Genomic DNA, 23,379 nt, shown 5'->3' with positions numbered 1-23,379 from the left:
TACTTCCTTAAATTTACCGCCATTAACGCAAATCCCATTTCGTTATGCACCTTAGGTTTTCCTCGTACGGACATACGAGTGAAACCTAAATTAGCCTTCAAAAATCCAAAAACTGGTTCAACATCTATTTTACGTTTCCCATAGATTTCACCTGTTTCTTCGTTGAAAGCTTCTCTCTCACATATTCTTTTTGGTATTCCCATTTTTCATTGTAAAATAACTTTCTGTTTTTACCTGCTGCTGCCTTTGTACATAAGGAGCGCACAGGACAGTCGGAACAGTCTTCACTCTTGTAGACCTTAAATGTTCTTTTAAAGCCATATTTATCTGTCCGATTAGAATCGTATATATAATTTAATCTTTGATTATTTGGACAGATAAACGAATCTGTTGCTCCACCGTATTCCCAGTTTGCAGTTTTAAATGGGTCATTTTTAAATTTCTTTTTCTTTTCTTTCCGATATTGGTTGTATGTAATAAGTGGTGTGCGATTTTTATTATTTAATACATCATCATAGTTTTGTTCACTACCATAACCTGCATCGGCAACGATGTATTTGGGTAATTCAAAATAATCTTTTTCAATCGTATTTAAAAATGGAATAAAGGTGCGTGTATCTGTCGGATTAGGAAAGATATCGTACGCTAACGCATATTGTCCTTCTGTCGCAATTTGTAAGTTATATCCAGCTTTTAATTGGCCATTTCTCATATAATCGTCTTTCATACGCATGAATGTGGCGTCATGATCTGTTTTCGAATAACTATTTCTATCTTTAAATATCTCCATATCTCGCTGATACTTTTGTTTCCGAACAAGAAAATCTCCATAATGTTTTCGATATTTCTTCGGTTCTTTGCGCTCCGAGCGCAACTGTTTCCGTTCGCTTACCACATCAGAACCGTCAATCTTTCTCGTATATGTATCAATGGTATCGTCTAGCTTTTCGACGATGGTTTCTATTTCCTTCACCGAGAGTTCTTCTTCATTTTCACGTTCAAGCGCTGGAATAATTTCTTTCTCCAACAACTCATCGTACATTACGTTAGATTTTTCAATCAGGTTCGAACTGTATCTTTCAACAGATTTACGCCAAACAAATGTAAACTTATTCGCATTAGCTTCTATTTTTGTACCGTCAATAAAAATAGCTTCCGCATCGATTTCCTTTTCTTGAACCAGTTTAGAACGGAATTGCACAAAACATTGACGTAATAATTCCGCAACTAAAGGGTTTGTACGAAATCGATTAATTGTACGATAACTTGGTTCGTACCCTTGAGCTAACCACATCATGCGGATACTATCTTTTAGTAACGCTTCTATTTTCCGTCCGGAAAATACAGACTGTGTATAAGCACACAAAATAATTTTCATCATCATACGCGGATGGTAAGCTGGACATCCTGTGCTACGAGTGAAATCCTCAAAAGATTCTACTGGAATACTTTCAATCAAATCATTTATGGCAAAAGCAATATCATTTTTATCTAATTTAACTTCTAAATCTAAAGGCAAAATCACTTGATTCATGGTATAATGTTTAAACATAAGAGCACCTCCGGTGAGTAATGGTTTAGTCACTTTTATTTTACCAGAAGGTGCTCTTTTTGTTTACTAATTATTAGCAGAATAATTAATCATTTTAAAACCAAAGCAAAAAAAGAATCCAGTATCTACTGAATTCCTTTTTTGCTATTTAGCTGAGTTTTGTCCCAGCCCCAATTTAAAATTGAATATATCTTCTATTTGAACCAATCCATTCCTCATGGATATCCATGAGGACGGCGCCGATTAATCGTATCGCTGATTCAGTATTTGGGAAGATGCGAACAACTTTTTCTTGCCTACGAACTTCTTGATTTAAACGTTCAATAACATTTGTGCTTTTCAATCTTGAGTGTCCTTTCGCAACAACTGTATATTGAAAAGCATCTTCAAATCCATCATCAAGAATTTCACAAGCTTTTTCGTATCGTTTATTATCACTGAATTTATCAATAAGTTCGTTTTTGGCATTACGAGCTAACTCGATATCTGTATAGTGAAAGATAGCCTTAATAGCTTCTCTCAAGGTTTTAGAATCTTTTTTAGGAACATAGCTAAGTATGTTTCTCATAAAGTGTACTTGACATCTTTGCCATGATACACCAGTGAATGATTCACGAATAGCTGATACTAAACCTTTATGAGAATCTGAAATAACCAGCTTAGTATCTTTTAGGTCACGATTTTTTAGGTGTTCGAAAAAGTTAGACCAAGTTAATCCACTTTCACCATCTTGAATTAGAAAACCAATAATTTCTCTGTATCCATATTCGTTGATTCCGATAGCGATATGACAATTTTTTGAGATAACTCTGTTGTCTTCTCTAACTTTGATATAAAGTACATCAGTAACTATGTAAGGATAATCCGTTTCCGAAAGCGAACGATCACGCCATTCTTTAACCATTGGATCAAGTTCTGCGGTCAATAAGGATTTAGATACAGATGTACCACAGAGCTGTTCAACTATATGCGAGACTTTACGTGTTGAAACTCCAGAAATGTACATTTCAAGCATATAAGCAAGTAATGCTTTTTCGTTTCTTTGGTAACGTTCAAATAATGTTGGAGAGAATTTTCCATCACGTGTTCTTGGGAGACTTTTAATTCTAACGTACCAATTCGAGTCGTCCAATTTCTTTCGTAATATCCATTACGTTGACTCATCCGACTATTAGAACGTTCATATTCACTTGCATTAATGTACTGAGTCCTTTGTTCTTCCATTAACTGATTAAAAACAGTTGTTAGAATAGTTTTTGACATATCATCTTTTACAGACTGATTAATTAGATTTTGTATTTCAGAAGATTTCAATGTAAAATGTAGGTGGGTCATCTTGATCTGCCTCCATATACAAGTTTTTGTGGTTAAAAACATTGTACATTAAAGGCAGTCAGATGGCCTATTCTTTTTACACAATTATATGGACTCTATCAATTCATCGAGCGCCTTCTGCTAGAGAAAGAGGAAGTTGAATTGATAAAAAGTATAGACACTTTGAAAGTATAGATTTTAGCTGATAAAGAACAAATACAGACATGTCTCTTTTTGAGGGAGGACAGTTCTATATTTTTTAATAACTTTGTTATTGGCTTTGGAAATGACTTGCTCGTTCGAAAATGTTTCAACAGAAAGAGTCTTGGTAAAACTATGTGTGAAAGACCTGCGGTGATATGTCAAAAAAATATTAATTAAATATTTGATTATCAAGGTTCAATTTGTTTAAAAAAAGCAACACATACTAAAACCAGTAATTAATTGTAACTTACTGGAAATTATGGAAATTAAATAAAGGGATTTGGAAGCTAATGATGCTTCATCTATTTACGCTCCTTTTGGCGTGTAAATTTGGTTGTTGCGTAGTAGAGCATCAACCAAACGCACAAATTTTCTTGCGGTTAGGGCGAGGCATCTTTTATGCTGATGTTTCGGTACTTCCTGATACTTTTTCGCGTAATAATCTTTGTATACGGGAATATGCCTTCTTATCGAGTTGGCGGCTTCAACCAGATAGTATCGCAGGTATTTATTACCATTTCGTGTCAGGGAAGTATCCTCAGCCGTGAATCGTCCAGATTGGTGTTTGCGTCAGTATAGTCCAGCATATTTGGCAATCTTGGTCTCATCTTCAAATCGCTCGATTTGACCGATTTCAGCGATGATGCCTGCGGCAAATACAGGACTGATACCTGGTACAGATTCAAGGGTTTGTGTCATGCCAGCCATGATCCGTTTGATGGATTTGCCTAATTCTTTTATCCGCTTTTCAAACGTCCGAATGACGGTGATCGATGTTGCCAATATGGTGTCAATCGAATCTTCAACAACCTTATCCAGACGATAGGAGGATCGAGCAGCTTTCTGAATAGTTTTTGCGACTTGTTCTGGATTTTCAAAGCGGTTTTTCCCTTTGGAACGCAGATAGTCATCCAGATCTTCCAAACTCATGTGAGCCAGTTCATCCGAGCTATATTGTTCGAAGAACAGATCCATCATTCGGAAGGGAAGGTTTCTGAGTTTTCAGAAATCCTCGGAGCCATTATCTATCTAGGGGATCCTAACAAGTACTTTGAAGATGTCAAAAAATCGATGGGTCATTTTGTGAAAACAGTCATGACGGAAAAAGTCATTTCTACTAGTCCGAATAATGAGGTGGACGATGCAGCAACTTTAATCGTTCGTAATAAAATAAAACGTCTCCCTGTGCTTAATAATGAAGACAAAATTGTCGGTATTGTATTAAGAAAAGATATCATGAATTATTTATTTCTTCATGAATAAAAAGAAATAGAAAGTAAGGAACATAACGTTAAATAGTGAAGCTAGTAATCTCTTTTTCAATAGCAGTATCATTCACAACCTGATACTGTGCATGATTTTCTATGGGAAAGATCCGGGTTCATTCAATATTTAACTACTACTTTATAATTACACAATACTAATACATTGCAAAGTGTTTTTATCGCCAATGGTTGATTGTTTTGAGGGTGCAGTCGTAAGTTAGACAATTAGCACTTCTCCCAATGCGGAATTAGTGAATACGATGCTCGATCAAGCGCTAGATATATTACAAAAAGATGAACGTCCTATTGTTCATACAGATCGTGGTGCGCATTATCGATGGCAAGGATGGATTGAACAAATGAACAATAATAATCTCATACGCTCAATGTCTAAGAAAGGTTGCTCACCCGATAACGCCGCTTGCGAAGGTTTTTTTGGACGACTTAAAAATGAGTTCTTTTATGGTGAGTCTTGGATGGATGTGTCTGTTGGTGCCTTCATCGAACCATTAGACGAGTATCTTGAATGGTATAATAACCAAAGAATCAAGTTATCGTTAGGTGGGATTAGCATTATGAAATATTGGAAGTCTATGGAATTTGCAGCTTGATCTATTTAACGAATACTAATAAATCTAATTTCTCTTCTAAAGATTCCAGGGAATATTCCATTTTTTTACCTCTTTTCTATCGAGATAAACATACTCTTTTTAATTTTTTATATTCCTTAAATATTTCTCACACGTATCTTTGTGCCAATACCTTACCCCACCAACTTCTAGATCGGTTTTTGGTAACTTACCACGACGATAATAAATTCCAATTTTTTGGCGAACTGTTGGCAATCCATGTTTCGTTAGAAAATTAGCAAATTGAGCTTGAGATAAGTAATTATTATCTTCTCGAACAAGTGAAGTACGACTTTCAGGAATTAAATACGTATCTTTTTTGAAAAAGAGGTAAATTACTTCCAAAGCAAATTCAAGCCAGCGGGGCAATCGATGTGTGGGTACGTAACTTTAATCACGTTGAACAGCTTTTTGATTATGGAAGTGCCACCCGTAATGTAATGTATACAACGAATGCTGTGTAAAGCATTCATTCAAGCTTCAGAAAAGTAACCAAAAAAGGAGCATTCCCCAATGAGAATGCTCTGCTAAAAGTGTTATTTTTACGAATCAAAGAATTGGAATCAAAATGGGACGGTGGTCGTATCCGAAACTGGGCAATGGTTATGAACCAACTTCTTATCCATGATGATTTAAAAAATAGAGTGTTAAAGAACCTTGAATAAATTAGAACTTACGCACTTTATTTGACAAACAAGCTTATGATTATATAGTTGTTTCTTTTGAAACAATGCTACATTACAACGGAGGAACACCGTTGTCTAGTGCAAAAATACCTAATGTATGTCAAGACTTAAACATCCCTTATACAAATTTGTTCAGTATGATGGAAGATTTAAATTTTGAATTGTAATAGATTTATAGAATTTATCAATTAAATTTTGCTGCCTAAAGTTAGAGTGAAATTCTGACTTTAGGTTTTTATTTTGGGGATTTTAAATGGAAGTATATTTATTTTTGAAATTCAATGTACTTTTCCCGTTTATTTCATTGTATTTAGTTTGGATTTTACCATCACCCGAAGGGTGTTTTTTTCTGTAATTTAAATTTTGGATACTGTTCAACCACGATGGATTAATGTTTCACTTGACTCTCTACCCACATCGTTCAATTTTTAGAAAGATATACACAAATTTATATTTTCTAAATACTCACTCTTATACCCTTGATTTTTTTGAAAGTGGTGTATATAATAATATCTAATGAAATATGAACCAGTGGTTCGATTATAGGTACAGAGAGGTGTAAACTATGAGAGTTGCGACAGATATTGGTGGTACGTTTACAGATTTAGTATATCTTGACGAAAGTGGAGTATTTGATGTTGAAAAAGATCATACGACGCCTCACGCGTATGAAAAAGGGGTCATGAATGTAATTGAGAAAAGCGGTATTTCAACTACAGATATTGATATCTTTATACATGGCTCAACAATAGTAATTAATACTCTAACGGAAAGAAAAGGTGCTAAAGTCGGGTTAATTACGACTAAGGGAATGAGAGATGTTTTAGAGATAGCTAGAGGGAATCGTCCAGATTTATATAATTTCAAATATCAAAAACCAAAACCTTTTGTAGAACGATATGTACGATGTGAAGTTGAGGAACGTTTGAATTACAAAGGTGACGTTATAACTGAATTAAATAAAGATGAAGTAGACAAGATTATTCAGTACTTTAAAAAACAAAAAATGGAAGCGATTGCAATATCATTTCTTCATTCGTATAAAAATTCAATTCATGAACAAATGGCCAAAAAGTATATTCAATCCATTTGGCCAGAAGTATATGTGACTGCGTCATATGAAATTTCAAAAGAGTGGAGAGAATATGAGCGTACAAATACAACAGTTCTAAATTCTTATGTCAAACCTATTGCTAATCAATATATTAATAGGTTAAATATTGAACTGGAAAACAAAGAGATATTTGGAACTAAATATATCATGCAATCCAACGGTGGTGCGACAACATTTGAACATGCAAAGGAAGAGCCAATTCAAATGGTTGAATCTGGACCCGTTGCAGGTATTTACGGAGCACAAGTTCTTGGGAAATTAATTGGTGAAGAAAATATTATTGCTTTTGATATTGGTGGAACTACCGCAAAGTGTTCGTTGATTCATGATTCGGAAGTTAAAATAACAACGGATTATTTTATTGAAAAATCAGATGTAAATGCAGGATATCCTATCAAAGCACCTGTTGTAGATATTGTTGAAATAGGTAATGGTGGTGGATCTATTGCATGGGTAGATGACCTTGGATCGTTACAAGTTGGCCCTCAATCAGCTGGGTCTGATCCAGGGCCTGTTGCATATGGCTTAGGTGGGGATTCGCCAACGACAACGGATGCACAACTTGTGACAGGTAGACTTTCAGCAAAGAATTTTGATTATGATGTAAACATGACAAAGGTACAAGAAGTGGTAGAAGAAAAAATATCGAAACCATTTGATGTATCTCTTGAGGAGGGAGCATTGGGCATTATTCAGATTGCCAATTCAAATATGCTTAATGCTTTACGTCTTATCTCTGTTCGAAAAGGGTATGATCCTTCTGAATTTACTATGGTTGCCTATGGCGGAGGAGGCCCGATGCATGCTGCTATATTAGGTCGCGAATTAGGCGTTAAAAAGGTAATTATTCCTGTTTCATCCGCGGTCTTTTCTGCTTGGGGTATGTTACAAACGGACTTAAGACGTGATTATATTGAGACCTATTTAGAATCATTAAATAACTTAGATGTAGAACAAATAAATGCTAAATGGGCTGAGATAGAAACAAAAGCTACTCAAGAATTTATTGAAGAAGATATGGATAAGAAAAATATAATGTTTACACGGTATTTGGATGTTCGTTATGTTGGGCAAGAGCATACTGTAAAAGTTCCTGTACCAAATAACGACTGGACTGTATCTGATATTGATCAAATTATAGAACTGTTTCACGATCTTCATGAGCAAGCTTATACATTTAAACTACCTGATACAAAAACAGAAATTGTAAATATCCATTTAACCGGATTTGGACAGGTAGAAAAAATTAAGCCACTAGAAATAGCGGAAAAATTAAATTCTAAAGATGCACTTTTAGAAATTAGAGATGTCTATTTTGAGGATAAAGGATGGCTTAAAACATCTGTTTATTTAAGGGAAAGATTGGGTAAAAACATGACAGTCCAAGGACCTGCGATTATTGAGGAAAAGCAAACGTCAACCTTACTATATCCAGATCAAAGTCTAGCGATTGATAAATATGGGAATTTAATTATAGAAACGGGGGTTTAATCATGAGTTCTGAACAATTAAAAGATGTTAATCCGTTTATGCTTGAAGTTATTAAAGATTCGTTATTGTCTATTGGTGATGAAATGTTTATTGCTCTAGCAAAAACTTCTATGAGTCCAATGTTTTATGAAGCACTTGATTATGCATGTGGATTGACCGATGCAAGAGGAAATCTTATTAGTCAAGGAAATGGTGTTACGAGTTTCATTGGTATGTTAAGTCCCATGGTACAACATGTATTACAGAAATACGATGATGGAAAAGATTTTGAACAAGGTGACGTCATTATTATCAATGACCCATATGTAGGTGGAGGCTCTCATTTATCAGACGTTGGATTAATCATGCCAATTTTCTATGAGAATGAAATAGTGGCATTTTCAGTCAACAAAGGCCATTGGACCGAGGTTGGTGGTAAAGATCCGGGTTCATTTACAAATGATTCTACAGAAATTTATCAAGAAGGTCTTCAATTACCAGGGGTTAAATTATTTAATGCTGATGAAATTAATCAAGCAGTCGTTGATATCATTGAACAGAACGTACGTCTTCCAGAGCAGTCATTGGGGGATATGTGGGCTCAAATCGCTGCCTTACGAACGGGACAAAAAAGATTTGAGGAACTTTGTGCTAAACATACGAAGGAATCGGTTATTCAGTCGATTAATCTATTGTTAAAACAAGGACAGGAATTATCGAAACAAGCATTAGATAAATTACCAAAAGGAACTTTTTATGCAAGTGATTTTATTGAGGATGATCCAAATGTTGGAGGTCCATACCCTATCCAAGTAAAGGTAACAATCACTGAAGATGAGTTTATATGTGATTTTAGAGGCAGCCATGAACAAGTTCAATCTCCAGTAAACTGTTCATACTTTGGTCTTATGGCTAGTGTAAGGGTAATGTATTTAGCAGTCATTCATCCTACTAAAAATATAAATGAAGGTGTTTTTAACCCGTTAAAAATTATTACTAACAAGGGATCGATTATATCAGCAGAACGACCAGCACCTGTTTCAATGAACTTTGAAGGTAGATTAGGTGGATCAGATCTCATTTGGAAAGCTCTTGCACCAGAGATTCCAGACCAATTACCAGCAGGACATTTACTATCTGTTTCATCTGTTTTAATTAGTGGAGATCACCCTGATACAGAAAAACCCTTTTTGTTAGTTGAGCCATCTGTAGGTGGATGGGGAGCAGGAAATGATCATGATGGGCAGAGGGGACAGTTTTGCATGGGGGATGGAGAAACATACAATATTCCTGTCGAAGTCGCCGAAGCTAGATATGGAGTAATGGTAGAAGAGTATGGTTTAAGATGTGACGGTGGTGGAGCAGGAAAATATATTGGAGGATCAGGCGTCATTCGAAAATATAAAGCACTAAGTAACAACCAGAAACTATCCATCAGTTATGGAAGACATCAACATCCACCTTGGGGAGTTAGTGATGGGCATGAAGGTGGAAAAAGTTATATAAAAGTGATAAGAGAAGATGGTACTGTGGTAGGACCTACAGGAATTGTCAAAAGTTTAACCTTTAATAAAGATGATGTTATAGAACTAGCTACTGCTACAGGTGGTGGTTATGGTAATCCAGAAGAAAGACCGCTACATCAGGTTAAGCAAGATGTTAAAAATGGCTATATTTTAACAGAAGATGCAATAGAAATATATAAGAAAAAGATAGATTAAGAAAATCTCCTCTCCTGTTTTATTACTAGAAGTATCAATTAGAATGATTTAGTATTGTTAAAACAGGAGGAGATTTAAATTGATTTTAAAAACGTTAGATAATGCTATTCAAGTATTAAATTGCTTTACTAAAGAAAAAAAGGCATGGGGTGTTAGGGAACTTGCTAGAAAGTTGGAAACAAGCCATACAGCCATTAACAGAATATTAGTTACCTTTGAAAAAAACAACTTTTTAACTCAAGATCCTGAGACAAAAAAGTATCATTTAGGACTGAAGTTTGTTGAATTTAGTGAAATTGTTCGAGGACAATTTTCTATTACTGAGGCAATTGAGCCAATAATGCAAGAGATTTCTAGAAAAACAAGAGAATCTATATTTTTAACATGGAAGGAAAATGACGTCGGTGTTACATTAGGAATGGCGGAGAGTGAGGAGCGTATTAAGTTTTCAGTTTCAATTGGAACACGTACACCTTTATACGTAGGTGCATCCTGTAAGGTAATGATGGCCTATTTATCAAGAGAGGAACAGTTATCTATTATCGATAAAGGATTACGTAAATTTACTGAAAATACACCGCAAAATAAAGAACAATTGTTGAAAGAATTAGATGAAATCAAAGAGCAAGGATGGAGTTTCACAGATGGTGAATATTCTGACCAAGTATTTGGTTTAGGTGTTCCTATATTTGATACAAACGGTCGAATTATAGCATCAATTACTATAGCTGGTCCTGAATATCGAATCACTGAAGAAAAAAAGATAGAAATGCTGGAACTATTATTAGTAGAGATAAAAAGTATCCAACAAGTTTTTTATAATTATATTTAGAAGAGAAAGAAAACAGCCAGTTCAATAATTAACCAAGTGTTAATTCGTCGATATCTTGATAGAAAGTGAGGTTTTTTAATTGGATAAAAAGGAAAGCAAAGAAGCTAATTCATTTATAGGGGAAAGAGTACCTGATTCAAAACGACAACCTTGGATAGGTATTGCGGCAATATATTTCGGATTGACAGCTGCACTTTCGTCATTTTCAGCTGGAGGATCTCTAACTATTGGGCTAAATTTAATAAATGCTATACTGGCTGCTGTTATAGGTAGTATACTTTTAATCATAATGTTTTTTATTCCATTGGGATACATAGGTGCTAAAGAAGGATTAAATACCTATGTGATTGGTGAATATGTTTTTGGAAAAAAAGCGACAAATATTATAACGGGTTTAGTTATTGCGGTTTTACCTGGAATTGGATTCTATGGAGTACAAGTCACTATAGCAGCTGAAGCAGTTAATCAAATGATAGGTATTGGACAGTTAACCACCCTGTTTATTATAACCCTGGGAATCTTATTTGTGCTCCCTTCAGTTTTTGGTATAACAAGTATGAAGTGGTTGGATTACATCAGTATACCTGCTATTTTACTGATAGTAGTTTATGGTTTTGTGAAAGTAATTAATATTACAGGTATGGAAGGTGTATTTTCATACACTCCTAATACAAAGAAATCCATATTTTGGGGAGCTAACTTAATTTTAGGCGCTTCGATAGCTAGTGCTTCCTTTTCACCAGATTATACTCGCTGGATTAGAAGTGATTTAAAAAGTGTGACATACACCGGTGCAACAGGAATAATAGTTCCTAAGATCGGATTAACAATCGTGGGATCTGCTATGGCGTTAACAGCTACTACTTTGGGGGTTGACGAACCTTGGGATATTGCACAAGTGTTAGCTGCGTTAGGAGTACCTTCATTGGCAATGATTCTAGTTGTATTACTCCAGTGGTCAACCAATATGGTTGGAGCGTATAGTGGAGGAGTTGCTTTAACGAAAATATTTGGATGGAATAGATCATGGTGGACATTTATTGTAGCATTATTGGGAATTGTACTTGCATTGATTGGAATACTTGATGTATTTATTCCATTTTTAAATATTTTATCATCCTTTATTCCTCCTGTAGCCTCTATAATAATTACTGAGTACTTTATAGTATCTAAAAGGAGATTAAAGACTAAAGAAAATTATTATTGGCCAGCCATAATAATTTGGCTCATTGGTGGGATTTCCTCATTGTTAATACCAGTATTCATACCTGCTATTAATGGGTTTATCATTAGTATGATAGGATATTATTTATTTCATAAGTTTATTGAATATAGAAAATTATGAGTTTATAAGTTGTCTTTTTTCTATATGTTGTGGCTAATAATAAAAAATTGTTACGTTAAATTGACTTTATATTAAAATTAGATCAATTTAACGTAGTAAATAGAATAATTAAATTTTTAATATGGAGGTATATTTATGAAAATTGCACATGTTTTACCTGTAAACACAAATGAAAATAGAATTAAAAATATAAAAGATGAATTAATTAAACATCTAAATCCTGGGACGAAGCTAGATATAATAACTTATGATAATGGACCTAATGACTTAGAATATTTTTACTATGATCACTGGGCTACAAATCTCATGATTAAGGATAAAAACAAATTAAATTCGTATGATGCAATAAGTATTGCCTGTTTTTACGATCCAGGCGTCCGAGTACTAAGGGAGTTATTAGATATACCAGTAACTGGGATATCTCAAGCATCAGTTTTATTTGCGCAACTATATGGTCATAAATATGGGATATTGATTGGTAGAGATAAAAGCTTATCTAAAATGCAAGATAATATGAAATTGTATGGAATGGAAGATAGAATCAATTGGAAGTCTCTTGATATGACGGTTAAAGAATTACAAAACAATAATGACAGCAATTTGTTAGAGGTTGCAAAAAAACTAACAGAAGAAACTATTAAAGAAGATAAATCTGAAGTAATAATTTTAGGGTGTGGTGCGTTATCGGGACTAGAAATAAAGTTAGCGAATATTTTTCAAATTCCTGTTATTAATCCTATAGTGGCAGGAGCGAAATTAGCTGAAACATTAGGAAGTCTTAAACTTAGTGCAGAATTAACAACAAGCAAGTTATTTGATTATGAAAATGACTATTTAAAGTAATCAGATTTTGTATGAGAATACTTACAATTAAAGTAGAGTGTTATATCCCAAATATTGCGGATAAGGGAGCGTCTATAGTGCCTAGAACTATGTAGTTGGTTTATAAATAAAAGAGGGGTAAAAGGTCGTGCGTTTTAAGAAACTTTTTGACAATTGTATCTTCATCTAGTTCAATATACATTACATTGCTCTAGTTTATGGAATAGAAATCATTGCTTTTCAAATTTATCATATGATAGATTTCTATTTCTTTGTAGTTATAAAAAGTTGCATACCTAATTTTCATTATTTAATCGTTATTCGCTAGGGAAACAACAGCCAATTCCAAAATGTTTTATCAGACCAAAAGAACGGGATTGATAAAACAATTGCGACTTGTATCCTTATGTAATATATTATTATATCTTTTATCGAACTTTCCCTGTTAGTATGAAAAGCACTTCCTTCATGTGTATGCAGCAACAATTGAATCTGGAATTTTTTCAAATGTTGCTACTCAATTAATCATTTGGGCAATTCCTGGAGCACTTATTCAATTTATAGGTGGTCCGAAAGGGCAAATGGCAATTTTGTTAGCTACAGGTTTATTACTTGTTAATCCACTTGCAGGTTGGGCAGTATTGGCGGGAATATTAATCCGTGTAATTGTCAATAAGTATGCAAAAACAAAAGATAATCAAAAATGACCATATGGCAGCTGGATTTATAGCTGGAGATGCTTTGTATAGTTTCTTTACATCAATATTTAAAATAGGAAAATCATGATGTTATAATTTTATTAATGGAAAGTATTTAATTTATGAATGTTTAGAAACAAGGAGTGACATCAATGTCATATGAACGAAAAGAAATCATTCTTGAAAAAATGATAAAAGAGAATATTGATTTTATGATTTTTGTTCCTGGATCAAATTTACATTACATTACTGGAAATCAGTTCGGGCCTAGTGAAAGGTTACTACTCTATTTTCTTAAGCAAAATGGACAGGGATATTACATTGTTCCAGAGGTAGAAAAAACTAAATTAAATGTAAGTGAAAATGATCAGGTGTTTTCTTATACTGATGAAGATGGTCCGCAAGTGTTTGCAGGCACATTAAAAGAGAAAATGAATGTTTCAGGTCAGACTAGTGTTGAGGCTAATCATATGCGTTTGTTTGAATGGCATTTCCTGAACAGACTGGGAATTACTAAGCCGGTAAATTCTTCAGATTTAATAAATGATATAAGAATTACAAAGACTGATGAAGAAATAAATCGAATGCGTCGAGCTACTCAGGTATTGGAACAAAGCTTACAAGCCACCATGCCTACCATACAAGTAGGTAAAAGTGAAATGGAAATAGCCGCTAGATTAGAGTATGAAATGAAAATGAGAGGCTCACAAGGGACTCCTTTTACGACCATTGTTGGCTCTGGATTTAGAGGAGCATTACCACATGGAAGAGCATCAGAAAAGCTTATTGAAGATGGAGATTTAATTGTGATTGACTTCGGGTCTATTATTGACGGATATGTTGGTGATATGACAAGAACAATTGGCGTCGGCAATGTATCAGATGAGAAAAGAAACGTATATGATATCGTGAAAAATGCTATTATGCAATCTATTCAGTCTATTGAAATTGGTATGAAAGCGTGTGACGTTGATGGAGTTGCACAAAAGGTTATTTCTGATGCCGGTTATGGTGATTACTTTACGCATCGATTAGGGCACGGGATTGGTTTAGATGCTCATGAAGAGCCTTATATTGCTTCATCAAACAAAGATACACTGCAACCTGGAATGTCGTTTACAATTGAGCCAGGAATATATATCGAAAATCAATTTGGAGTAAGAATAGAGGACAATATTATTATCACTGAAAATGGAATAGAGAATTTAATGACTATGAACCATGACTTAATTATTTTGTGAATGTTTCTGAGGTTAAAGTAGATACGTATTCACTTAAAAACTAAATGTTTTCGCAAAAAATGGGGCTGGGACAAAACTCAGCTAAATAGCAAAAAAGGAATTCAGTAGATACTGGATTCTTTTTTTGCTTTGGTTTTAAAATGATTAATTATTCTGCTAATAATTAGTAAACAAAAAGAGCACCTTCTGGTAAAATAAAAGTGACTAAACCATTACTCACCGGAGGTGCTCTTATGTTTAAACATTATACCATGAATCAAGTGATTTTGCCTTTAGATTTAGAAGTTAAATTAGATAAAAATGATATTGCTTTTGCCATAAATGATTTGATTGAAAGTATTCCAGTAGAATCTTTTGAGGATTTCACTCGTAGCACAGGATGTCCAGCTTACCATCCGCGTATGATGATTGAGGGGATGCGGATGTTTTCTTGGACCATTAGTAGATGAAAATCTCTAACATGAATTAAGCTAAATCAGTATATTTTGGTGATTTTTTAATATTTTAATTCTATTCATCAGATAGCCTACGCTACAAAATTCATAGATTCTCGATATTTCATGATGCTAACGCCACCTAATGATAATTTGATTCTTTTATTATTATACCATTCAAGATACTCGTCCAATAGTTCGATGAACTTTCCAACAGACACATCTATCCACGACTCACCATAAAAAAACTCATTTTTAAGTCGTCCAAAAAAGCCTTCGCATGCGGCATTGTCGGGAGAACAACCTTTCTTGGACATCGAACGTATGAGATTATTCTTATCCATTCGGTCAATCCATCCTTGCCATCGATAATGCGCACCCCGGTCTGTATGAACAATAGGTTGCTCATCTTTCTGTAATATGAACACCGACTGATCAAGCATCGTATTCACTAAGTCTGCATTGGGAGAAGTGCTGATTGTCCAACTCAAGACCGCGCCATCAAAACAATCAACCATTGGCGATAAATATACTTTTCCAGCGGGAATACTGAATTCTGTTATATCTGTAACTCATTTTTCATTTGGTTTATCCGCCTTAAAATCTCTTTGAAGGATATTAGGTACAGCTGGGGATATTTCGCCATGATACGAATTATACTTTCTCATTTTAATAGTTTTCGCAATAAGGTTTTCTTCCCGCATAATTCGTCGAACAACTTTTTCTGAAAGAATAATACCGTTATTTTTCAGTGATGCATGTATTCGACGGTAGCCGTACCTGCGGTTGTTTCTTTCAAAAAAATCAATAATTTTAGCACGTACATCCTCATATTTATCAGGTAAATCAAGTTGCCTCTTATGATAACAGTAACTACTTTTAGGGATATCAATGATTGAGAGTAGCTGAGAGAGCCTGTATTTCGGACGAAGGGCATCAATCAGGATTGTTTTTTCTTTATTTGTTAGTTTTTCCAGAAAGATGCCCTGGTCTTTTTTTATGATCTCCCCCGCCTTTTCTAGTATATCCTTTTGCATTTGAAGATAATATACCTCATCTTGGAGTTGCTTGACTTGATCTTTGAGCTTATTAATATCTGTATCTTCAGATTTATTCATTTTATTTACGGGCACTCCCTTGCCAAGCAACTGATCTTTGTATGTATAAAGGGATTCTCTACTAACGCCGACTTTATCAGCAATACTTTGTGCAGAACTATCACCACGTGTAAGTAAAGCAAGAACAGTAGCTTCCTTTTCTTCTGAAGTTAATTTTAACCCATTTCTTTTGAATTTACGAACTTGTGGTGCCAATTCCTTTACCCATTGTGTTAATAGTGCACGGCTAGGGTAGCCTAACATTCTGCATGTACGAGAATAACATTTCCCGAATTCTAAAAAGTGATTAACCGCTTTTTGTTTTTCTTTATCTGTATATTTGGGGCGTCGGGTAATTTCTTTTTTGACATCACCATTATCTTTATACTCTTTCACCCATTGTATAAGAGCCCCGCGGGAGGGATATCCCAATTCATTTATCACAGCAGCATAGGATTCGTATTTAAAATATAATTTTACCGCTCTTAATCTTTTCTCATAGGCAAACATCATTTTCCTCCTGACCAATTTTGGTCTAAGATTTTGTCCGCATGCCCAACTGTTTAATTCTACTTGACGGTTACACATTCCGACAGCAAATAAAACGATACAGTTTAAAATTAATATTAGCAAAGAAAGCGACCAAGAATTTGAATTTCTAGAATTACTCTTTTATATACAAACGAATAACAATATTGATGAAGTGATAAGCGTCGTTGAGCAACTTAAAACAATACGTCCAGATCATGTTTCGACAGAAAGAATTTTATTTTTATGCGAACAATCAGCATCGAATGAAGGTCATATTATACGAGATGATGATGTAACTAAGCAAGCAGAAGATAACATGATGGCATATGCGGCATTGTTTAATCAATTAGAGGAGGTCACTTCATCATGACAATGAAAGAACAAGTTATTCAAATGTGTAAGGATCTTAGATTACCAAGTATACGAAAACTAGTTAACGAAGAGACATCATTTACACACCCAGAACAGGCAATCAAAATCCTGCATCAAGTATTGGTGCAGGAAAAGGAAGACAGGTTTATTCGAGCAAAACAAAATAGAATTCGTACGGCAAATTTCCCGCAAAGGAAGTTATTATAGGAATTGTCTATGGAGGCGTTGCCTCCTCAAGCTCAACAAAAAATACCGATTTTAAAACAATTAGATTTTATCAAAGAAGGTCAAAACGTCCTATTAACAGGGTCGCCTAGCACTGGAAAGACGCATACGTCTATTGGTTTAGGTATGGAAGCATGTTTGGCTGGATATAAAGTATTTTTTGCGACGGTACCTTCACTTATCAATCAAATAAAAGAATGTAGATCAGATCGTACACTTCGTTCATTTGAATTGAAGTTTGAGAAATATGACTTAGTTATTATAGATGAACTAGGTTATATATCCTTCGATAAAGAAGGCGCAGAATTATTGTTTACACATCTTTCCTTAAGAGCGGGGAGAAAATCTACGATTATTACAAGTAACTTACCATTTACAAAATGGAATTTTTCCCGATCAAGTATTAACGGCTGCTTTGACAGACCGATTAACACATAAATCGCACGTTTTAAATATGAATGGACCATCCTTTAGAATGCGTGAAACAGAAGAATGGTTAAAAAGTGAATTAACTTTTAAGTAATAACTTAAATACTATAATTGTTTGTTGGATAAATCTTCATACTGTTTATAAAAAAACATATCGCGTCCTCTTATACTTCTTGTGATCAAAATTTGTTAATAACATTTTAAAAATGTATCTTTTGGCAATCGGGCGTATACATTAAATCTTGCGTAAATACAACTTTACATGAAGAAGTGGTGAAGGTAGGCTGAATTGCCAGGTAAGACTAATCCCTGTCTTATTTCCATCCGCTATTACCATAGGGATCCATGTCAAGTTACTCAAGTATAAATAATCATAAAATATACTGCCGATTGCCATTTCCTACAAAAATTAGAGCCAAATACAATAATCATCAAAAGCATTCTGTTCTTTTTTTTACTCTCTCCAAACTAAAAAAAATCCACCCAAATTAGGTGGATAGGTAACACATATGAACTAGATGTGTAAAAAAAGAAAAAGTTTGTATCAGTATGAATGTAACATATTTTTCTCAAATAGCAAAAAGCTCCAAGTTTTGGTCGGTTCTGTAATATTTTGTACTGCAAAAGGAGCAATTTCTTCTTGTTGCTTGATTTAGCTATATAGGAATTTCATGATTCACCATTTAACTTATCATTATAGATTAATTAGTCAACATAAAAATCATTACATTAGTGCTACATTACAATTTAGATTTCGGTAATCGGGAAAAAGTGTGGAAAAGTCAAGACCATAGATTTCTTCATAGGACCATTCATCGCCAATTTGGAAATTGATCAAGTTGTATTTTTCCCAATCTATCTTCAATTTCTTTAAGTTTCTTTTTTACTTAACGATAGCCTTGGGTAAACAATACTTTTGCTCTAGTGGCTTCAAAAGAATAACCACGACCAACATAACATGGTTCATTGTCTTGATTAAACGATTTAGGGACTCCGTATAAGCGTTTGTAATTGGAGAATTGAAATAGTTGAATATCTCTTCCAAATGAAAGATAGTTTCTAGATTTTTAAAAAGGCGTCAATACCAAGCTGAGTAAGGATACCTATAATTGCACCATAAATAGCAATGCTTATTCCTGAGGATAAAAAAAGTCGCTTTCTATCCATTCCGATAATTTTCCCTGTAACTCCAATTGCCCAAGAACCAAACATAGGCGTCGCAATAAGAACAATTATAACCCGACTACGATGTAATTTTTTACTGATTCTAGAGTTCGCCAATTTATTAAAGAATTTATTGATTTTGTTGAATTTAGTGAGCCAATCATAAAAGTAAGAAATAAACGGAATTACAATAAAGTTTCCCAACCAAGACCAAAACACAGCAGAAATTACATCTAACCCTAATCCCATAGAAGCTGGGACAGCAACATATATTTCAAACAAAGGAAAAAAGCCCATAAACCAAGCAGTAGCTGCTAACCAAATATAGTTCAACATGTTACCATCACACCTTTTTAAATTTCTCCTTACCTGTAATAATTTCCATGATATGATGATAAAGTATACGGTTACCGTATACTCAAGAGGAAAGAGGTGAAGATAATTGGATTCTACAAAAAAACTATTTACGACAGGGGAATTTGCAGATTTATGTGGTGTAAAAAAGCAAACACTTTTCCACTATGATGATATTGGTCTTTTAAAGCCAGAATATAGATGCGAAAATAAATATCGCTATTATTCCGTTCAACAATTGGAAATTTTTAACGTTATTGACATGTTGAAAGAAATTGGTATGTCTTTAGATGAAATTAAAAATTTTTCACAGTTCAGAACATCAAATAATGCGATTGAATTGTTATCTGAAAAAGAAAAAATAGTAAAAATGAAAATTAAAGAGATGCAGCGTACACAGAAACTAATCCAAAACCAAAAAAAACAAATTGAAGAATCATTACGGTTGGATTTTGATCAGTTTACAATTGAGGAGATGGAGACAGAACGATATATATTAAGTGAAAACATTTTAAATTTACCCCATAAAGATATTGTGAAAGCAATTATGTCATTTTTAAAAAATATAAAGCAAGCAGGGCTCATCATTGATAATGGTGGAGCTTTAATACGTCAAGAGCAAGTAGAAGCGGGGGATTATTTAAATTATTCGAATTTGTATATCCGAACGGAGCAACCTGATTTAGCAGCGACATTAATTAAAAAAGCTGGAAAATATGTAGTAGGTTTTCATAAAGGTAGTTATGTGATGATTCATGAAACATATGATAAAATAAAAAGTTATTTGGGAAAGAAAGGGTTTCGTATTTGTGGTGATAGCTTTGAAGAATATCTGTATTTAATGGAAGGAATAAGTTTAAATGTGGAGGACAATTATGTTATAAAAATAATGATAAAAGTAGAAGAAAAATAACCAAGCTGTTATATTTCTTCTACCAGGGAGTGTAATATTAACTGTGTAAGTAAGAATGCGTACGGTTCTTACTCACACAGTTTTTTATTTAGTAGAATATAAATAATAGATTAAAGGAGTGATTTTCGTGGTAAAGCCAAAAAGAAATCCTAACTCCGAAGAATTAGCATATCAGCCAGAATCAGTTGAAGATATGCAAAATGCACTGAAAGAGATATTTGGGCCGATGTTCGAATCCATGCTCAAGGAGGAAATCAATACGCATTTGGGCTATCAGTCCAACAAAAAAAGAAAAAACAACTGGAAACAGAAGGAAAGGTTACGGACAAAAGACTGTTAAGGCAAGCATAAGTGGATGCAGATCTTCGATGAAATCAAGGCCAGAGGCGTTGAGTATGTGCCAAGCAAAGATTATAAATCGTTCACCAAAACGTTAAAGAAAGTATACAGTGCACCAAGCCTGAAGGCATGCCAGAGTGCCTTTGAATCCTTTAAGCAGCAATGGACTGCCTATCCAGGTGCCATAGATGTATGGGCAAGAAACTTTAGTCATGTCGAACAGTTATACGATTACGGAAGCGCCATTCGCAAAATAATGTACACAACAAATGCGGTGGAAAGCATCCATTCAAGCTTCAGAAAGGTAACGAAAAAAGGAGCATTCCCTAAAGAGAACGCTCTTCTAAAAGTATTGTTTTTACGGGTGCAAGAACTCGAAAATAAATGGGAAGGTGGCCATATCCAAAACTGGGCGATGGTGATGAACCAGCTGCTCGTTCATGACCGCTTGAAAGATCGTGTGTTAAAGTATTTAGAATAACTTACACACTTTAGTTGACAAGCCCTTCTATTGTTTTTTAAAATGACTATTTACTTCTCCTAACGTCGGCAGTGCAGTCATTGCTCCCTTCGTTGAAGCGGCTAAAGCGCCCGATATAGATGCAAATTCGGCCATTTTTACTACATCTTTGATCCGGAGCTTATCTACTTCTGCGTCAGCAATACTGATTGAATACAAGATCCCTGACATAAATGCATCACCAGCCCCAGTTGTATCCATGGCTTTGACGTTCATTGCGGGAACATGCGCATCCCCTTCTTGTGTATGTACATAACAGCCATTTGCTCCCATTGTCACGATGATCAGTCGAATATCGTAGACCTCGAGCATTTCAATTCCTTCTTTTATGAATTGTTTACCTGTAAGAAAAGTAAGCTCTTCTTCAGACAATTTTAAAATATCTACGTGATCTAACATCGAGATGATCGTTGTACGTGCGTCTTCTTCTTTTTCCCAAAGTGTTAAGCGTAAATTCGGATCAAAGGAAATAACCATTCGATTTTCTCTTGCCAGCTTGACAGCATGTTCCGTAGCCTCTTTCGCTGGTTGGCGGATTAGGGAAATGGATCCGAAATGAAGGATTTTATGACTGATTACGTTTTTTGTATCGATATCTGCTTTTTGAAGAAAATGATCTGCACTTGGATTTATATAAAAATCAAAGTTTCTCTCCCCGTCAGCGTCATTCGTTACAAAAACAAGACCAGTTCGATGATTAGCAGTAAAAGAAAGCTGATCCGTATGAACATGGTGTGCACGCAATGTTTCTTTTAAAAATTTTCCTAAAACATCATCACCGACTTTACCTAAAAATGTTGATCGTTCCCCAAGCCTTGCAACTCCAACAGCAACATTGGCAGGAGCTCCTCCTGGGCTTTTGATATACGTGGTATTGGAATAATCTGTTGGAATAAAATCGATTAATGCTTCGCCAAGTGTGATCACACCATGCTGCATGATAATTCCCCCTATGAAAGCTTCAATTCTTGCTATGATATATGTTCCATAATATAACATACAGGAAGCAAGCGTAGTAGCCAATGGAACTCAATTATTATTTGTATTATACTAAAATTGAATAACAAAACGATGTTATTCGATGAATATTAACGGTTTTTGAAGGATCGTTGAATTAGCTTTGCCGAATAAGTGGATAAATCTTAAAAACGATTGGATGGATAACAATGCTTGGCAAATTTTTTAAGAAAAAAGAAAAGGATAAAGATATTGTATTATATGCACCGGTGGATGGCGAACTTGTTCCGCTGGAAGAAGTGCCAGACCCTGTTTTCGCACAAAAAATGATGGGAGATGGCGTTGCGATTCATCCTGCAAATGATGTTGTGACAGCTCCGCTTGACGGAGAAATTATTCAATTATCTGAAACAAAACATGCGATTGGCATCCGCGGGGCAAATGGTGTAGAAATTTTAATTCATATTGGTCTTGATACTGTAAACTTAAAAGGAGAAGGTTTTACCGCCCATATCCATGAAGGGGATCGCGTGAAAAAAGGGGATAAGCTTGTTTCCTTTGATACTAAAATGATTGAAGAAAAAGCGACGGGGACGATTATCCCGATCATCATTACAAATACAAACGATATGAGTGAGATTCACGCGGAGGCTAAACAAACAGTTGCTGCGGGAGAGAATGTAATTCTCACGGTGAAAAGCAATTAAGTAAATAAAAAGAAATTGTGAACGTTTTTTAAAGATGTACCCATAATACTTCTTTTTGGTTCTCGGATGTATTATCCTTTTATTATAAGGGTAATAAAAAAGAAGGAGCAGATGATGATGGAAACAACTCAAAATGAAAAATCACTCCGGCTGCAAAAAATGCTTCAGGAATCACTAAAGCCAATGATGGATCGCCTAGAGGCGTTAGAAAAAGAAATGGAATCTGTTCGAAAAGGACAACAAGAACTTAAGAAAATGGTAGAAGATAGTCGGAAAAATAAATAGACAGGTTAAACATCATTTATGTTTAAAGAAGACAGCAGAATTCCTCATCGTATTCTGCTGTCTCTTTTTAGTGCGCCCAGCATGGGCTATAACTTGGTGGTGAAAGTCCACTACAGGCTTGGCAGTAGGAACTGTTAGCTGAAAGCAAGGGTGTCCATT

Annotated in this window: 16 protein-coding genes and 10 pseudogenes; 18 read left to right on the top strand and 8 right to left on the bottom strand. The window is 34.7% G+C overall.

The window, feature by feature from the left end:
• From J2Z81_RS14190 to J2Z81_RS14180, 3 pseudogenes are all read right to left on the bottom strand, one after another.
• A pseudogene (locus J2Z81_RS14190) lies at positions 1-1,552 on the bottom strand (IS1182 family transposase); the annotation flags it as partial.
• Positions 1,553-1,727: 175 nt separating this feature from the next.
• Positions 1,728-2,887 (bottom strand): annotated as a pseudogene (locus J2Z81_RS14185) (IS256 family transposase).
• A gap of 489 nt (positions 2,888-3,376) precedes the next feature.
• Positions 3,377-4,048: pseudogene (locus J2Z81_RS14180) on the bottom strand (transposase); the annotation flags it as partial.
• Positions 4,049-4,141: 93 nt separating this feature from the next.
• On the opposite strand from J2Z81_RS14180, the gene J2Z81_RS14175 reads away from it, so the two are divergent.
• The gene (locus J2Z81_RS14175; RefSeq protein WP_226981389.1) at positions 4,142-4,333 is read left to right on the top strand and encodes a CBS domain-containing protein; all 192 of its coding nucleotides are present in this window, start codon (positions 4,142-4,144) and stop codon (positions 4,331-4,333) included.
• A 169-nt stretch (positions 4,334-4,502) separates the two neighbouring features.
• Positions 4,503-4,946 (top strand): annotated as a pseudogene (locus J2Z81_RS14170) (transposase); the annotation flags it as partial.
• 99 nt (positions 4,947-5,045) lie between these two features.
• Here the strand turns inward: J2Z81_RS14170 and J2Z81_RS14165 are convergent.
• Complete coding sequence (locus J2Z81_RS14165) at positions 5,046-5,309, bottom strand: hypothetical protein (RefSeq protein WP_226371631.1); 264 nt, start codon at positions 5,307-5,309, stop codon at positions 5,046-5,048.
• A 17-nt stretch (positions 5,310-5,326) separates the two neighbouring features.
• Between J2Z81_RS14165 and J2Z81_RS14160 the strand changes: the two are divergent.
• The 10 genes and pseudogenes from J2Z81_RS14160 to J2Z81_RS14115 all read left to right on the top strand — a co-directional run.
• A pseudogene (locus J2Z81_RS14160) lies at positions 5,327-5,629 on the top strand (transposase); the annotation flags it as partial.
• 44 nt (positions 5,630-5,673) lie between these two features.
• The gene (locus tag J2Z81_RS16250; RefSeq protein ID WP_390337263.1) at positions 5,674-5,817 is read left to right on the top strand and encodes a DUF4411 family protein; all 144 of its coding nucleotides are present in this window, start codon (positions 5,674-5,676) and stop codon (positions 5,815-5,817) included.
• 398 nt (positions 5,818-6,215) lie between these two features.
• Positions 6,216-8,255, top strand: a complete 2,040-nt coding sequence (locus tag J2Z81_RS14150) for a hydantoinase/oxoprolinase family protein (RefSeq protein ID WP_226371629.1) — start codon at positions 6,216-6,218, stop codon at positions 8,253-8,255.
• 2 nt (positions 8,256-8,257) lie between these two features.
• Positions 8,258-9,955, top strand: a complete 1,698-nt coding sequence (locus J2Z81_RS14145) for a hydantoinase B/oxoprolinase family protein (protein ID WP_226371628.1) — start codon at positions 8,258-8,260, stop codon at positions 9,953-9,955.
• A gap of 79 nt (positions 9,956-10,034) precedes the next feature.
• Complete coding sequence (locus J2Z81_RS14140; protein ID WP_226371627.1) at positions 10,035-10,787, top strand: IclR family transcriptional regulator; 753 nt, start codon at positions 10,035-10,037, stop codon at positions 10,785-10,787.
• 79 nt (positions 10,788-10,866) lie between these two features.
• Entirely contained in the window at positions 10,867-12,132 is a 1,266-nt protein-coding gene (locus tag J2Z81_RS14135) for a purine-cytosine permease family protein (protein WP_226371626.1), read from the top strand.
• Between the two features lie 135 nt (positions 12,133-12,267).
• Positions 12,268-12,975, top strand: a complete 708-nt coding sequence (locus J2Z81_RS14130) for an aspartate/glutamate racemase family protein (RefSeq protein WP_226371625.1) — start codon at positions 12,268-12,270, stop codon at positions 12,973-12,975.
• 449 nt (positions 12,976-13,424) lie between these two features.
• Positions 13,425-13,661, top strand: a complete 237-nt coding sequence (locus J2Z81_RS14125; protein ID WP_226981388.1) for a hypothetical protein — start codon at positions 13,425-13,427, stop codon at positions 13,659-13,661.
• A 143-nt stretch (positions 13,662-13,804) separates the two neighbouring features.
• Complete coding sequence (locus J2Z81_RS14120) at positions 13,805-14,893, top strand: M24 family metallopeptidase (RefSeq protein ID WP_226371624.1); 1,089 nt, start codon at positions 13,805-13,807, stop codon at positions 14,891-14,893.
• Between the two features lie 233 nt (positions 14,894-15,126).
• A pseudogene (locus J2Z81_RS14115) lies at positions 15,127-15,306 on the top strand (IS5/IS1182 family transposase); the annotation flags it as partial.
• Between the two features lie 113 nt (positions 15,307-15,419).
• Here J2Z81_RS14115 and J2Z81_RS14110 read toward each other — a convergent pair.
• Positions 15,420-16,934: pseudogene (locus J2Z81_RS14110) on the bottom strand (IS3 family transposase).
• Between the two features lie 193 nt (positions 16,935-17,127).
• Between J2Z81_RS14110 and J2Z81_RS14105 the strand changes: the two are divergent.
• Entirely contained in the window at positions 17,128-17,325 is a 198-nt protein-coding gene (locus tag J2Z81_RS14105; protein ID WP_226371623.1) for a hypothetical protein, read from the top strand.
• A pseudogene (gene istB, locus J2Z81_RS16010) lies at positions 17,322-18,075 on the top strand (IS21-like element helper ATPase IstB). The gene J2Z81_RS14105 and the pseudogene istB overlap by 4 nt, the downstream one beginning before the upstream one ends.
• Positions 18,076-18,871: 796 nt before the next feature.
• Here the strand turns inward: istB and J2Z81_RS14095 are convergent.
• Both J2Z81_RS14095 and J2Z81_RS14090 read right to left on the bottom strand, forming a co-directional pair.
• Positions 18,872-19,053 (bottom strand): annotated as a pseudogene (locus J2Z81_RS14095) (transposase); the annotation flags it as partial.
• The gene (locus J2Z81_RS14090; protein WP_226371622.1) at positions 19,041-19,481 is read right to left on the bottom strand and encodes a small multi-drug export protein; all 441 of its coding nucleotides are present in this window, start codon (positions 19,479-19,481) and stop codon (positions 19,041-19,043) included. The pseudogene J2Z81_RS14095 and the gene J2Z81_RS14090, both read right to left, overlap by 13 nt.
• Positions 19,482-19,587: 106 nt before the next feature.
• Between J2Z81_RS14090 and J2Z81_RS14085 the strand changes: the two genes are divergently transcribed.
• Both J2Z81_RS14085 and J2Z81_RS14080 read left to right on the top strand, forming a co-directional pair.
• Positions 19,588-20,412: a MerR family transcriptional regulator gene (locus J2Z81_RS14085; RefSeq protein ID WP_226371621.1), complete on the top strand. Its 825-nt coding sequence runs from the start codon at positions 19,588-19,590 to the stop codon at positions 20,410-20,412.
• 118 nt (positions 20,413-20,530) lie between these two features.
• Positions 20,531-21,232, top strand: a pseudogene (locus tag J2Z81_RS14080) (transposase).
• A 27-nt stretch (positions 21,233-21,259) separates the two neighbouring features.
• Here the strand turns inward: J2Z81_RS14080 and J2Z81_RS14075 are convergent.
• Entirely contained in the window at positions 21,260-22,210 is a 951-nt protein-coding gene (locus J2Z81_RS14075; protein WP_226371620.1) for an aminoimidazole riboside kinase, read from the bottom strand.
• 227 nt (positions 22,211-22,437) lie between these two features.
• Here J2Z81_RS14075 and J2Z81_RS14070 point away from each other — a divergent pair, with 227 nt between their 5' ends.
• Positions 22,438-22,935: a PTS sugar transporter subunit IIA gene (locus J2Z81_RS14070; RefSeq protein WP_226371619.1), complete on the top strand. Its 498-nt coding sequence runs from the start codon at positions 22,438-22,440 to the stop codon at positions 22,933-22,935.
• Positions 22,936-23,052: 117 nt separating this feature from the next.
• On the top strand, positions 23,053-23,220 hold the full coding sequence (locus J2Z81_RS14065; RefSeq protein WP_226371618.1) for a hypothetical protein: 168 nt from the start codon (positions 23,053-23,055) through the stop codon (positions 23,218-23,220).
• The last annotated feature ends 159 nt before the right edge of the window (positions 23,221-23,379 follow it).

The sequence above is a fragment of the Virgibacillus alimentarius genome, assembly GCF_017874635.1.
Lineage (GTDB): Bacteria > Bacillota > Bacilli > Bacillales > Amphibacillaceae > Virgibacillus_B > Virgibacillus_B alimentarius.
Note: the sequence above shows the minus strand (reverse complement) of the source record. Positions and strands in the feature narration are given on the sequence as shown.

Coding starts and splice junctions, on each gene's coding strand:
- J2Z81_RS14065 (WP_226371618.1), top strand. CDS start 23,053: ATGGAAACAACTCAAAATGAAAAATCACTCCGGCTGCAAAAAATGCTT.
- J2Z81_RS14150 (WP_226371629.1), top strand. CDS start 6,216: ATGAGAGTTGCGACAGATATTGGTGGTACGTTTACAGATTTAGTATAT.
- J2Z81_RS14120 (WP_226371624.1), top strand. CDS start 13,805: ATGTCATATGAACGAAAAGAAATCATTCTTGAAAAAATGATAAAAGAG.
- J2Z81_RS14070 (WP_226371619.1), top strand. CDS start 22,438: ATGCTTGGCAAATTTTTTAAGAAAAAAGAAAAGGATAAAGATATTGTA.
- J2Z81_RS14175 (WP_226981389.1), top strand. CDS start 4,142: ATGGGTCATTTTGTGAAAACAGTCATGACGGAAAAAGTCATTTCTACT.
- J2Z81_RS14145 (WP_226371628.1), top strand. CDS start 8,258: ATGAGTTCTGAACAATTAAAAGATGTTAATCCGTTTATGCTTGAAGTT.
- J2Z81_RS14130 (WP_226371625.1), top strand. CDS start 12,268: ATGAAAATTGCACATGTTTTACCTGTAAACACAAATGAAAATAGAATT.
- J2Z81_RS14090 (WP_226371622.1), bottom strand. CDS start 19,481: ATGTTGAACTATATTTGGTTAGCAGCTACTGCTTGGTTTATGGGCTTT.
- J2Z81_RS14075 (WP_226371620.1), bottom strand. CDS start 22,210: ATGCAGCATGGTGTGATCACACTTGGCGAAGCATTAATCGATTTTATT.